Raw genomic sequence first — 12,918 nt, forward strand, 5'->3', positions numbered from 1 at the left:
TTGGATGCTCTAATCTTCATTTTCGAGTATCTCTTTTGCTCTCGCAATAGCCAGGTTTATGTTATCGCAAATATTAATCTCTCCTATCATATTCGGGATTTCCGACTTTTCTATCATAGCATGCACTTCCGGCCTTACTCCAGACAATACAACTTGTATTCCGTCTTTCATTGATTTTCTGCACAAACTGGTCAGGTTATGTAATCCTGTAGAATCTATAAATGGAACTAAACGCATCCGAATAATTCTTATTTTGGAGCTTTCGCCAATCTCGCGCATACTCTCATCAAACTTATTGGCTATACCAAAGAAAAACGGCCCATCTATTTCATATACTTCAACACCCTCGGGCAATGATAAGATCTCTTCATTTTGGGTAAACTCACTTTCATCCGTCAAGTCTAGTTGATCTTTTATAACAGATACTTGCGTAACCTCATTTATTCGCTTCAAGAATAAGACAACAGCTAATAGTAGTCCAACTTCTATCGCTACTGTAAGGTCAAATATTACCGTCAAGAAGAATGTAATCAATAATACGGCAATATCGGATTTCTGATTTTTCAAAAGAGCTTTAAATGTACGCCACTCACTCATATTGTATGATACAATAACAAGTATTCCGGCAAGACAAGCCATAGGAATGTATTGAGCCAACGGCATAAACAAAAGCAAAATTAGTAACAACACCACTGCATGTACGATCCCGGCAATAGGAGTGCGTCCTCCGTTGTTAATATTGGTCATAGTACGAGCAATAGCTCCTGTTGCAGGTATACCGCCAAATAAAGGTGTCACTATATTTGCCATTCCCTGTGCTATAAGTTCAGTATTAGAATTATGCTTCTCCCCTCCGATCACACCATCTGCAACCGTTGCCGACAAAAGAGATTCTATCGCACCAAGCATTGCTATAGTGATGGCAACGGGCAACAAATCTATAATTGCAGCCATATTAATAACCGGAATTTCTGCATCGGGAATCTCAGCCTTGATTCTGAAGCGATCCCCAATAGTATCTATCACTTCTATGCCGGCATACGTTCTTAATAGATATACAACTACTGTTATTATCAAAATTGCGACGAGCGACCCCGGTATCTTTTTCACAATGCGGGGAGTGATCACAATTATAAAAATACTGGCTATACTGATAAGTGTATTCCACCAGTTGATCGTTCCAAAATATTTAAAATACATTATCCATTTTCCGATAAAATCTCCGGGTAGTTTTTCACCGCCAAAGTTCAATCCGAAAACATCTGCTATCTGGGTTGTAAATATAGTAACGGCTATACCGCTTGTAAAACCCACAATAATAGGATATGGTATGAATTTTATAATCTTCCCGAGCTTAAACACACCTAAAAGTACGAGTATAACACCCGAGATAATAGTTGCAATAATAAGCCCCTTGATACCATGGGTTTGAACAACTCCATATACAATAACGATAAAAGCTCCTGTAGGACCTCCAATCTGTACCCGGCTTCCACCCATGAACGATATAATAAATCCGGCAATAATGGCCGTTATAATACCCTTTTCGGGAGTAACACCCGATGCTATACCAAAAGCTAAAGCAAGAGGCAGGGCAACAATCCCGACTATAAGGCCTGACATCAGGTCGTTTATAAATTTTTCTTTACTATATGTTTTTAAGGAAATAAATAACTGAGGGGTAAAGTCTTTTAGGAAATCTTTTTTCATAACAAACTAGGAATGGATTAATGTGATTTATTATTTGCTATAAAATGCATAAAAAATCTAATATTCTGAGATTACAATATTTAGAAGCACTTATACTCGCTTCTTTCAATTATGTAATAACAAGTCCTGAAGTTCAATTTTCAGGGCACAAAGGTATAAAATGATTTGAATTCTTTCTTAGAAAAGGATTTTAAATATTAAATTTGTAAAAATCATTTTTTAAAAACTATCATCAAGGTTATGGAAAAAAGTATTAAAGGCACAGAAACAGAAAAATGCCTACTCAAATCTTTTGCCGGAGAATCACAGGCAAGAATGCGTTACACAATGTTTGCAAGCACTGCTAAAAAAGAAGGATATGAGCAAATAGCAGCAATATTCCTTGAAACAGCAGATCAGGAAAAAGAACATGCAAAACGTATGTTTAAATTTCTAGAAGGCGGTATGGTTGAAATAACAGCCATGTATCCTGCCGGAAAAGTTGGTACTACCGAAGAAAATTTAATTGAAGCAGCAGCCGGAGAACATGAAGAATGGGCTATTGATTACCCTGCATTTGCTGAAATAGCAGAGAAAGAGGGATTCAAAGAAATTGCAGTAATGTACCGAATGATAGCCAAAGTAGAAAACATGCACGAAGACCGTTACAAAGCTCTATTGGCTCGTGTACAAAGCAATGGCGTTTTCTCTCGCGAAGAAGCTATCGACTGGCAATGCCGCAACTGTGGATTTGTAATCAAAAGCAAGGTGGCACCCAAGACCTGTCCTGCTTGTCTTCACCCACAGGCTTATTTCGAGCCACTTAAATGGAATTTCTAAAAAAGAAATTCTAATTTAGTTTGACAAAAAAAAAGGGAATTAGTTTTACTAATTCCCTTTATAATTTTTAATACCCGACTATTTATTTTTAGCCCAGGTAACTTTTCAATAATTTGCTTCTCGAATTTTGTCTTAAACGCTTAATTGCTTTCTCCTTGATTTGACGTACACGCTCACGTGTCAATTGAAACTTATCACCAATTTCTTCAAGGGTCATTTCTTGATACCCAATACCGAAGAACATTTTGATAATCTCACTTTCTCTTTCTGTCAATGTTGATAATGCACGTTCGATCTCCTGCTGGAGCGATTCGTTTATCAACTTACGGTCTGCAATTGGGGCGTCATCATTTACAAGTACATCTAACAGGCTGTTGTCCTCTCCTTCAACAAAAGGAGCATCCATCGAAATGTGTCGCCCTGAGACTTTCAGCGAATCGGCGATTTTATCAACCGGTATATCTAATTGCTCTGCTAGCTCTTCTGCCGATGGCTTGCGTTCGTTTTCCTGCTCAAACTTAGAGAATGCCTTGCTGATCTTATTCAGCGAGCCTACCTGATTGAGCGGAAGGCGTACGATACGCGATTGTTCCGCTAAAGCTTGCAATATAGATTGGCGAATCCACCATACCGCATAACTGATAAATTTAAACCCTCTGGTTTCGTCGAATTTTTCCGCAGCTTTGATTAGTCCCAAATTTCCCTCATTAATTAGGTCGGGCAAACTTAATCCTTGATTTTGGTATTGTTTTGCAACAGATACCACGAATCGAAGATTGGCTCTAGTAAGTTTTTCGAGTGCTGCACGGTCACCTTTTTTAATAGCCTGTGCTAACTCTACTTCCTCCTCAACCGTAATTAGATCTTCACGACCAATTTCTTGTAAATACTTGTCTAATGACGCGCTCTCGCGATTAGTAATTGACTTTGTAATCTTTAACTGCCTCATATACAGATATGTATAATAAAATACCCCAAAAATGTTTGCAAATATAGTAAAAAAATACTAGATAGCCACCATCAACAGTCTGGTTTTATTGTTGAATGGCTTAAATAATACTTATTAAACAGAATAATTATTTTGTACTTTATAAAGTTTATACATATAAATAACGCTTAAGTAACATTATTGTTTTGAACTTAAGCGTTATTTATATTTTAATACGAATATGATACTTATTCGCTAAGATCTACCGCATAATATTTCCTTGCACCGGATGGGGTTATCCCGGATATGAACAATACTTTATCCTGACTTCCTGCTGTTGATGTAATAATGTTTTCTACCTGACTTGGAGATGATACAGGTTGATTATTTATCTTCTGAATAATAAAACCTTTGCTTATTCCTTCTTTGTAGAATTTGCCTCCATTATCAACACCTGCAACTTCAACACCATAGCTTACGCCCAGGTCTTTCTTCTTGTCTGCCGACAGTTCTTTAAACGCAGCACCTACAGCAGCTATACCGTCACCTTTTTTGACTACAGATGTATTGCCCGAACTGTTTTTGAGTGTAACATCGTAGGTCTTAGTAGAGCTTCCACGGATTATATCTACTTTTACCTTATCTCCGGGACGGAACCTGTTTACCTGATCTTGAAGTTCACTCACGCCCTTAACCTTCACGCCATTGATAGCTGTAATCACATCACCTTCCTCTAATCCTGCTTGTTTGGCCGGACTCATTTCTGCAAAACCACCAACATAAGCACCTTCATTTGCTTTAAGACCTTTTGTCTTGTCCGGATTAGCCTCTTTCGCTACAGAGATATCTTGAATCATAACACCCAACACAGCACGTTGCACTGTTCCGTATTCTTTTATGTCTGCTACAACTTTTCCTGCGATAGAGATAGGAACAGCAAAACCATATCCGGCAAAGTCACCAGTTTGTGAATAGATGGCAGTGTTGATACCGACTAGTTCTCCGTTTGTATTCACAAGCGCACCTCCACTGTTTCCTCTGTTAATAGCTGCATCGGTCTGTATAAACGACTGAATGTCTCCACTATTTGCACCAATGCCACCACGACCTTTAGCACTTACAATCCCGGCGGTTACTGTAGATGTCAGATTGAAAGGATTTCCTACTGCCAACACCCATTCTCCTACTTTCAGGTTATCTGAATTACCAAATGGTATATATGCAAATTCATTCCCTTCTATTTTGAGCAAGGCGATATCTGTCTGCGGATCTGTACCGATTAGTTTAGCCGTAAACTTTCTATTGTCATTCAATGTAACCTCTATCTCATTTGCCTTGTCTATAACATGATTGTTAGTAACAATGTAACCATCCTTTGAGATAATAACACCAGAACCAAAGCCTACACTCGGTTGGGGAGTACCAAAATCCTGACCTCTATCACCAAATCCGAAAAAGTATTCGAATGGATCAATTGCCCTTTGACGCCCCTGCGCAGGAGCCTGTGATTTTACGGTTGATTTTATATGCACTACAGCATGTACCGAATTCTCAGCCGCCTTCGTAAAATCAGGGTATCCTTCGGCGGTCAAACTGGCCAAATGAACTCCTTTCTGATTAAACTCTCCCCCATAATTATAAAAGTCGGCTGAACTATATCCTCTACGATGATCCATAAAGGTATACATACCATAAGTAGCACCTATACTCACTAATGCAACCAAAGCATAGGTTGAAATATTTTTCCAAATCTTTTTCATATGCAAGTATCTTTAATTGTTTAATAACTGATTATTGTCGTTCAATTTATTTTCAAATTTAAATACAAAAACTGTACACTTGATACAAGATAAGATTATTTTTTAACACTTTTAACCGAGTAAAAATCCTTTATTATTATTTTAACAATTGGGGCCGACTTTTTGTCTGATTTATAATCAAACAGTGCCTTTTTATTCCAAATAATATAACGGTATCATTAACTTTGAAGAAAGTCTAGAGAAAGAGGTTAAATCAGGAAATACTCAGCACATAATAACATAAGCTTTTATCATACTTACTTGTTTATAAATAGTCATTTTCAAAAAAAAATATATTCAACGAATTATTTTCAACTTCTTTATTTCTTACCTTTAGCCCTGCTTAATTATTTTAAGTAAGACTTAAAAATTGATCCAGACATAAACCTATGCCAAATTGTCACATCTAATTGTATTTTTCCACATTGGCAAATATAAAGATGACTGAGATTGGCTTTGTAAACAATACTGTCTGCATAGAATCGTTTTACAGGAATATATAAAGAATATATAGCTAATCATCTTATGGGGATATACATACTTGTTATTATTGCAGTCTATTTTACGACGCTATTGGTTATTTCTCATTTTGTAAGTAAAAAAAGCAGTGATAATGAAGCATTCTTTTTAGGGAATAGGCAATCTCCTTGGTTTGTAGTTGCCATAGCGATGGTTGGCACATCTATCTCCGGAGTAACTTTTGTATCCGTTCCGGGAATGGTTGGTAAATTTGATATGACATACATGCAAATGGTGTTTGGTTTCACCATTGGATATTTCATCGTAGCCTTCGTATTACTCCCCCTCTATTACAAGCTAAATCTCACGACCATATATGGTTATTTAGAGAAGCGCTTTGGTTTTTATTCATATAAAACGGGAGCTTCTTTTTTTATCTTATCTAAAATCATCGGGGCTGCCGCACGCCTATACCTAGTAGCTATAATATTGCAAACACTTGTTTTCGATCAATGGAATATACCATTCTTTGTTACGGTTATCGGTATCATCCTACTCATCTGGGCGTATACATTCCGCAGTGGCATCAAGACCATCATATGGACAGACACACTACAAACTTCATCTCTGATACTAGGTGTTATACTCATAATATGGCAGGTTGCATCAAAGATGGACTTAGATATATCACAAGCAATAAATGTGATTAGCAACAACGAACATTCCCGCATATTTGTTTTTGACGATTGGGCTTCCCGTCAAAACTTTTTCAAACAATTCCTTAGCGGAGTATTCATTACAATTGTAATGACAGGGCTTGATCAGGATATGATGCAGAAGAACTTAACATGCAAGAGTCTAAAAGATGCACAAAAGAACATGGTAACATACGGATTTGCTTTTATCCCCATCAATCTGTTATTTTTATCTTTGGGTGTCTTACTTATATTGTTTGCAAGCCAATTTAATATCACCCTCCCACAACATTCCGATCAGATATTGCCTGTTATGGCAACCGAATATTTAGGTTTTCCCGTACTTATATTTTTCACGATCGGTATAATTGCCGCCGCCTTCTCCAGTGCAGACTCGGCATTAACTGCATTAACAACATCTGTATGTATAGATATCCTTAATATCAAACGAGATAATGAAGAGCAAGCAAAGAAAATAAGAAAAAGAGTACATCAACTTGTGAGTTTGGCATTTTTACTGGTAATCCTTATCATAAATTCTATTCATCAAGAAAACGTATTGGATACTATTTACAAAGTAGCATCATATACCTATGGACCATTGTTAGGATTATTTTTCTTCGGTCTTTTCTCAAAAGTTAGCATACGAGACAAGTATGTGCCATACATATGCATACTTGCACCGGTATTAAGCTATCTCATTGAATTTCTTTCCCTAAGGTTGTTTTCTTACACAGTAGGATATGAAATATTATTACTTAACGGGCTGCTAACTGCTATTGGATTATTGTGCCTGAAGCACGATAAACAAACAACATCCTTATAGTTTTGTTATAATAGTATATATAAAATTAAAAGAAGTAGACTATTATGGCATTTAAACATATCAATCCCTCTCAAGCTAAAGCATTATTGGTTGAGAATCACGCAGTACTTGTAGATATCAGAGATGAGCTAAGCTTTAGCCTTTCTCATGATAATCGAGCAATAAACCTTACCCAATCATCGCTACCAAAATTTTTATCCGAGACCGAGAAAGATACTCCGGTATTAGTTATTTGTTACCATGGCAATAGTAGCCAACTAGCGGCAGATTTTTTATCGCAACAAGGATTCTCTGATGTATATAGCATTGATGGAGGATATGAAGAGTGGAAGGAATCATTTCAAGTATAAAAATAGTTGATTCTGAAATATCAACATATCACTAATTTAATTATAAAAACTTCTTTCTTGTAGTCTATAATTTTCACTTAAAACATTTATAAATTATGAAAACTAAAGGTGTAGTAATTTTATTTTTATTATTCTCTGTTTTAGAGATGAGTTCTCAAGAAGGTCAGACAAAAAGGTATTTATGTGATCAATTTATGGATGGAAAAATTATATATAAAGATAACAAAAAAATATCAAAAGGGTTCTTTAATTATGACACGGTCAGTGAGAAGCTACTTTTTCTATCCGAAAAAAAAATTATGGAATTATCTGATGTTTCAGATATTGAATATGTTGAATTTAATAAGCGCATATTCGAGCATATAAAAGGCAATGTTTTTTATGAAAAAATAAAAGTTAAAGATCTCTTTTTTTATATCAGAAGATCCTCTAACATTATACAAGAAGGGACTTCTGGTGCATTTGGCACAAAGTCAAATACAACAGCAATAATGAGCATTGGCAGTATACTTGCGGAAGATAAGAAATACAATTTAAACTCTAGTGGATACTCTGTATATCCTAATGACTCTTATTACCTAAAATTAGAATCAAAGTTTAAGCGTTTCAATTCTATCAACTCCCTAGCCAAGCTTTTTAAAGACCAAGAAAGTACAATAAAAGAACAGCTAAAGGAACTAAATCTTGACTTCAAAAACATTGAAGATGTAAAAAAGGCTGTTGAATATTGTTCTCAATTTGTTGAATGACATAAAAAAAGGAATTCCAACTATGCTTTTTCTCTAAAAAATATAGAAAAACGTAATTTATTTTTAAATATAAGAACTCTATTAGTTTAGCCTATCCGAACATAGAAAAGTTTTATCAATAAAGTAGTATTATTTTGATATTTTTCATATAAATAAGTTTGTTTATTCATGAATACTTTTTTCCTTTGTTTAAGATTAAATAAATACTATCTGTTATTAAAGTAAGTAATGCAAAACACAGTAAAAATTAAGGACGTAAAAGACATAGTCGTACGTTTTTCTGGCGATTCGGGAGATGGTATGCAGTTAACCGGAACCATTTTCTCAAACCTCTCTGCTATCTTTGGAAATCAGATAGCTACATTCCCTGATTTTCCTGCAGAAATCAGAGCACCTCAAGGTACTCTGTATGGAGTTTCAGGCTTTCAAGTACATTTAGGTAATCAAATTTACAACTCAGGCGATATGTCTGATGTTTTAGTTGCAATGAACCCTGCTGCTTTGAAAGTAAACGCCAAATCATTGAAAAAAGATTCTGTTATAATTATCGATACAGACTCTTTCGGAAAACGTGATTTGGAAAAAGCTCTATTTGCTACCGAAGATCCATTTACAGAATTAGGACTGACAACACAGCAGATAATCTCCGTACCGATAACAACTCTAACTAAGAGTAGCCTCGAAGGTATGGAAATGGATATGAAATCTCGTGTCAGAAGTAAAAATATGTTTGCATTAGGACTTGTATGCTGGTTATTTAATCGTCCATTGGATGTAGCTAACCATATACTTTCTAACAAATTTGCAAAGAAACCGGTTTTGGTCGAAGCAAACCTTAAAGTACTAGCCGATGGATTTAATTACGGACATAATACCAATATGTCTATCTCTTCATATAGGGTAGAGACTGTAAATATTGACAAAGGATACTATATAGATATTAATGGAAATACAGCAACAGCATATGGATTGATTGCTGCTTCCGAAAATTCTGGTAAACCGCTGTTCTTGGGCTCATACCCAATTACTCCGGCAACAGATATTCTGCAAGAGCTCGTTAAATTTAAACAGCTAGGAGTTAAAGCAATTCAGGTAGAAGATGAAATAGCCGGTGTATGTACAGCTATAGGCGCCAGTTTTGCAGGTAACTTAGCAGTTACATCTACATCAGGACCGGGTTTAGCCCTCAAAGGTGAAGCTATAGGATTGGCTGTAATGGCTGAATTGCCACTTATTGTTATCGATGTTCAACGAGGAGGCCCATCTACAGGCCTGCCAACTAAAACAGAACAAACCGACCTCAGACAAGCTCTATATGGTCGCAATGGCGAAAGTCCTATTGTAGTACTGGCAGCAGCTAGTCCTACAGATTGCTTTGATATGGCCTATTGGGCATCTAAGATCGCATTAGAGCGTGTTATGCCTGTGATCTTGTTAACAGATGGTTATATAGCAAACGGTTCTTCGGCATGGCGTATTCCAGACTTAGACCAATATCCGACAATAACTCCGCATGATATATCGCAATACACAGGCAACGAATGGAATAGTGCGTTACGTAATGATGAAACAATGGTTCGCTACTGGGCTGAAGCGGGCTTAGAAGGTTATACACACCGTATTGGTGGACTTGAAAAAGACATTAAAACCGGAGCCATCTCTACCGACGCAGCTAACCATCAAAAAATGACTGATATCAGACAACAAAAAGTAGATAAAGTGGCGGATATAATTCCTCAACTGGAGCTAATTGGCGGAGAAGATGCAGAGTTATTGGTTATCGGATGGGGTGGAACATACGGACATTTGCGAGAAGCAGTTGAAAAAATGAATATCTTCGGACATAAAGTGGCTTTAGCTCATTTCCGATTTATTAGTCCATTACCTAAGAATACAGAGTCGATACTCCGTAAATTTAAAAATATTATTGTTGCAGAGTTAAACAACGGTCAATTCGCAGGCTATTTGGTGGACAAAATCCCCGGATTGCAAGTATCACGTTACAACAAAGTGGAAGGACAGCCATTCGCTGTTTCTGAATTGATTGAAGCATTCACAAAGAAGTTAGGAGAGTAAAATTATGATAGATGTAAATTTAAAAATGGCCTCTTCTCATCAGGCTAAAGATTATAAAAGCGATCAGTATGTACGTTGGTGTCCGGGATGCGGAGACCATGCTCTTCTCAATTGCTTGCACAAAGCAATGGCTGAGTTGGGTATAGAGCCTCATAAAACAGCTGTTATATCAGGTATTGGATGCTCTTCTCGCCTGCCTTACTATATGAACACATATGGGTTCCATACCATTCACGGACGTGGGGCTGCTATTGCGACAGGAGTAAAAACAGCAAAACCGGAGTTATCCGTTTGGCTTGCTACCGGTGATGGCGACTGTCTTGCTATTGGAGGTAACCACTTTATACATGCAGTACGTCGTAATGTGGATATTAACATTTTGCTACTAAACAATAAAATTTACGGCTTAACAAAGGGGCAATTTTCACCAACATCTGACAGAGGATTTGTTTCTAAGTCTTCTCCTTTTGGGACAGTAGAAGATCCATTCCACCCTGTAGAATTAGCACTGGGAGCACGTGGAACCTTTTTTGCTCGTTGTATAGATGTCGATTTAGCTAACACGACTGAAGTTTTGACTTTATCGGCAAAGCATAAAGGCACTTCTGTTGTAGAAATATTGCAAAATTGTGTAATATTCAACGATGCTATCCACGATAATGTTGTAGACAGAGCATGGAGAGCCGAACGTACCATCTTGTTGAAACATGGAGAAAAGATGCTGTTCGGTGCAAACAAAGATAAAGGATTAGTAATTGACGGCTGGCAAATCAAGGATGTAATTATCGGTCAGAATGGTTATACAATCGATGATGTTTTGGTACATGACGCTACTACGAAGGATGATACATTACACCTAAAACTAGGATTGATGTCTCCTCAAAATGGCTTACCTTTAGCACTAGGTGTTATTCGTGATGTGGAAGAGCCTACGTACGATCAAGGTATAGAAGAGCAAGTAAAAGAAGTACAAGCTAAAAATCCGGTTCGTAAGCTTACAGATTACCTGATGAAACAGGATGTATGGGAAGTGAAATAATACAATATAGATATTAAACTTAAAAGCCTCTGATCTCTTATAAAGTTTCAGAGGTTTTTTAATTATTTGTCTCGTCCAGAAAAAAATGACAATATAAAGTCAAAATCATGAAGCACATTAAACTCGCTCAAACAATTCTGTTTGTAGATAATCAAGAAAGAAGCAGTTTATTTTATCAAAAGATATTTCGCCAAGCTCCGGATCTTAATGTCCCCGGAATGACAGAATTTAATTTATCCGACCATTGCAAATTAGGCTTAATGCCTAACAACGGAATCGCCAGAATATTAGCAAATCAAATCCCCCACCCTCAGGATGGCAATGGAATCCCCAGATGTGAACTGTATCTGTATGTTGAGGATATTAAATTGGAGTTTGAGAATGCAATTAATAGTGGAGCAAAACTAATAAGTCCCATTATTGAACGAAATTGGGGAGACAGAGCATGTTATTTCGCAGATCCCGATGGGCATGTAATAGCATTTGCTGAAAGAATCATTTAAAACAAGGTAAAATATCCACCTTCTATCTTATCTATTTGTATTTATTTTACTTAACTTTATATCATATAACAGGTTTAATATACAAAACTCTCAATGCTATGGACGTAAAAGAAATTCAAGATAGTTATATGGAAAATTATAAGAAACTTAACGAGTCTTATAATAATCTTAATATCGCAGGTTTAGTAAATGATATTAACAAAGCGATATCTTCTTCCGATATTGAAAGTGTAAATACCTACTTCAATAAAATTTCGGAATGGAATGAGAATGTATCAAAATTACAAGGAGCAAGAATAGCTATAATTACTCAATATAAGTTTCTAAAACTCCCCTCTGTATCGGAATTATCAATTGTGTTTGATTTTGTAAACAAAGAATGGAAGTTTAATACTGACCCGGAATAGTTATCATTTTTACTTTTATATCTAAATAGCGTGTATTCTTTTAGCCAACAACAAAAAGAATACAATAATCGACTAGCATTTATTATTCGCGAGGAGAATAATAGATAATACAAACACCGATCAATGCAACCAGTGCTCCGATAATATCATATTTAGTAGGAATATATTTATCAAACACAAATGCCCAAAGAAGAGACAAAACGATGAAAAAGCCGCCATACGTTGCATAAACTTTTGCGAAATTAGACTCCTGAAAAGTAGCAACTATACCGTATGCAATCATAATAGCTCCGCCAAGAATTCCATACCATAGAGGCTTATCTTCTCTTATAGATAACCAAATGAGATATCCACCGCCAATTTCGCATATACCGGCAAGAATAAATATAAAAACAGACCTTAAAATATCCATAGAGTTTTCATTTAAACAAGACAAAAGTATCAATTTATTTAAGAGAAACAGTAATCAGATTCATCTGGAGTACTAAAACAACATTTTCTATAACAATATAAGATATTCCTATAATAAAAAAGGACAACAAATGTTGTCCTTGTATA

At 36.1% G+C, this 12,918-nt stretch carries 12 protein-coding genes; 8 read left to right on the forward strand and 4 right to left on the reverse strand.

The window, feature by feature from the left end; translation table 11 throughout:
- Positions 1–9 precede the first annotated feature (9 nt).
- Positions 10–1,710 (reverse strand): SulP family inorganic anion transporter, encoded by a 1,701-nt coding sequence (locus tag PKC55_RS13020; RefSeq protein ID WP_291125003.1) that lies wholly within the window; start codon positions 1,708–1,710, stop codon positions 10–12.
- A gap of 240 nt (positions 1,711–1,950) precedes the next feature.
- On the opposite strand from PKC55_RS13020, the gene rbr reads away from it, so the two are divergent.
- Complete coding sequence (gene rbr / locus PKC55_RS13025) at positions 1,951–2,529, forward strand: rubrerythrin (protein WP_006843541.1); 579 nt, start codon at positions 1,951–1,953, stop codon at positions 2,527–2,529.
- 88 nt (positions 2,530–2,617) lie between these two features.
- Here rbr and PKC55_RS13030 read toward each other — a convergent pair whose 3' ends face one another.
- Both PKC55_RS13030 and PKC55_RS13035 read right to left on the reverse strand, forming a co-directional pair.
- A complete protein-coding gene (locus PKC55_RS13030; RefSeq protein ID WP_006843542.1) occupies positions 2,618–3,478 on the reverse strand; it encodes a sigma-70 family RNA polymerase sigma factor in 861 nt (286 codons plus the stop codon).
- A 227-nt stretch (positions 3,479–3,705) separates the two neighbouring features.
- Entirely contained in the window at positions 3,706–5,217 is a 1,512-nt protein-coding gene (locus tag PKC55_RS13035) for a Do family serine endopeptidase (RefSeq protein WP_135104348.1), read from the reverse strand.
- A 564-nt stretch (positions 5,218–5,781) separates the two neighbouring features.
- Between PKC55_RS13035 and PKC55_RS13040 the strand changes: the two genes are divergently transcribed.
- The 7 genes from PKC55_RS13040 (at position 5,782) to PKC55_RS13070 (ending at position 12,360) form a co-directional block, all read left to right on the forward strand.
- Complete coding sequence (locus tag PKC55_RS13040; RefSeq protein ID WP_291129075.1) at positions 5,782–7,236, forward strand: sodium:solute symporter; 1,455 nt, start codon at positions 5,782–5,784, stop codon at positions 7,234–7,236.
- Positions 7,237–7,280: 44 nt separating this feature from the next.
- Positions 7,281–7,586 (forward strand): thiosulfate sulfurtransferase GlpE, encoded by a 306-nt coding sequence (gene glpE / locus PKC55_RS13045; RefSeq protein WP_291129073.1) that lies wholly within the window; start codon positions 7,281–7,283, stop codon positions 7,584–7,586.
- 95 nt (positions 7,587–7,681) lie between these two features.
- The gene (locus tag PKC55_RS13050; RefSeq protein ID WP_283687579.1) at positions 7,682–8,335 is read left to right on the forward strand and encodes a hypothetical protein; all 654 of its coding nucleotides are present in this window, start codon (positions 7,682–7,684) and stop codon (positions 8,333–8,335) included.
- 228 nt (positions 8,336–8,563) lie between these two features.
- Entirely contained in the window at positions 8,564–10,411 is a 1,848-nt protein-coding gene (locus PKC55_RS13055; protein WP_291129071.1) for a 2-oxoacid:acceptor oxidoreductase subunit alpha, read from the forward strand.
- A gap of 4 nt (positions 10,412–10,415) precedes the next feature.
- Positions 10,416–11,450, forward strand: a complete 1,035-nt coding sequence (locus tag PKC55_RS13060; RefSeq protein ID WP_135104343.1) for a 2-oxoacid:ferredoxin oxidoreductase subunit beta — start codon at positions 10,416–10,418, stop codon at positions 11,448–11,450.
- 107 nt (positions 11,451–11,557) lie between these two features.
- Positions 11,558–11,953 (forward strand): VOC family protein, encoded by a 396-nt coding sequence (locus tag PKC55_RS13065; RefSeq protein WP_291129069.1) that lies wholly within the window; start codon positions 11,558–11,560, stop codon positions 11,951–11,953.
- A gap of 98 nt (positions 11,954–12,051) precedes the next feature.
- Positions 12,052–12,360 carry a hypothetical protein gene (locus PKC55_RS13070; RefSeq protein ID WP_291129067.1) on the forward strand — a complete coding sequence of 103 codons (309 nt, stop codon included), beginning with the start codon at positions 12,052–12,054 and terminating at the stop codon, positions 12,358–12,360.
- 82 nt (positions 12,361–12,442) lie between these two features.
- Here PKC55_RS13070 and PKC55_RS13075 read toward each other — a convergent pair whose 3' ends face one another.
- Positions 12,443–12,772, reverse strand: a complete 330-nt coding sequence (locus PKC55_RS13075; protein WP_291027064.1) for a YnfA family protein — start codon at positions 12,770–12,772, stop codon at positions 12,443–12,445.
- Between the last annotated feature and the right edge of the window lie 146 nt (positions 12,773–12,918).

The sequence above is a fragment of the Dysgonomonas sp. genome, assembly GCF_035323175.1.
Lineage (GTDB): Bacteria > Bacteroidota > Bacteroidia > Bacteroidales > Dysgonomonadaceae > Dysgonomonas.

Excerpts from the sequence above, each read along its gene's own strand:
- PKC55_RS13020 (WP_291125003.1), bottom strand. The coding sequence starts at position 1,710 with ATGAAAAAAGATTTCCTAAAAGACTTTACCCCTCAGTTATTTATTTCC.
- rbr (WP_006843541.1), top strand. The coding sequence starts at position 1,951 with ATGGAAAAAAGTATTAAAGGCACAGAAACAGAAAAATGCCTACTCAAA.
- PKC55_RS13030 (WP_006843542.1), bottom strand. The coding sequence starts at position 3,478 with ATGAGGCAGTTAAAGATTACAAAGTCAATTACTAATCGCGAGAGCGCG.
- PKC55_RS13035 (WP_135104348.1), bottom strand. The coding sequence starts at position 5,217 with ATGAAAAAGATTTGGAAAAATATTTCAACCTATGCTTTGGTTGCATTA.
- PKC55_RS13040 (WP_291129075.1), top strand. The coding sequence starts at position 5,782 with ATGGGGATATACATACTTGTTATTATTGCAGTCTATTTTACGACGCTA.
- glpE (WP_291129073.1), top strand. The coding sequence starts at position 7,281 with ATGGCATTTAAACATATCAATCCCTCTCAAGCTAAAGCATTATTGGTT.
- PKC55_RS13050 (WP_283687579.1), top strand. The coding sequence starts at position 7,682 with ATGAAAACTAAAGGTGTAGTAATTTTATTTTTATTATTCTCTGTTTTA.
- PKC55_RS13055 (WP_291129071.1), top strand. The coding sequence starts at position 8,564 with ATGCAAAACACAGTAAAAATTAAGGACGTAAAAGACATAGTCGTACGT.
- PKC55_RS13060 (WP_135104343.1), top strand. The coding sequence starts at position 10,416 with ATGATAGATGTAAATTTAAAAATGGCCTCTTCTCATCAGGCTAAAGAT.
- PKC55_RS13065 (WP_291129069.1), top strand. The coding sequence starts at position 11,558 with ATGAAGCACATTAAACTCGCTCAAACAATTCTGTTTGTAGATAATCAA.
- PKC55_RS13070 (WP_291129067.1), top strand. The coding sequence starts at position 12,052 with ATGGACGTAAAAGAAATTCAAGATAGTTATATGGAAAATTATAAGAAA.
- PKC55_RS13075 (WP_291027064.1), bottom strand. The coding sequence starts at position 12,772 with ATGGATATTTTAAGGTCTGTTTTTATATTTATTCTTGCCGGTATATGC.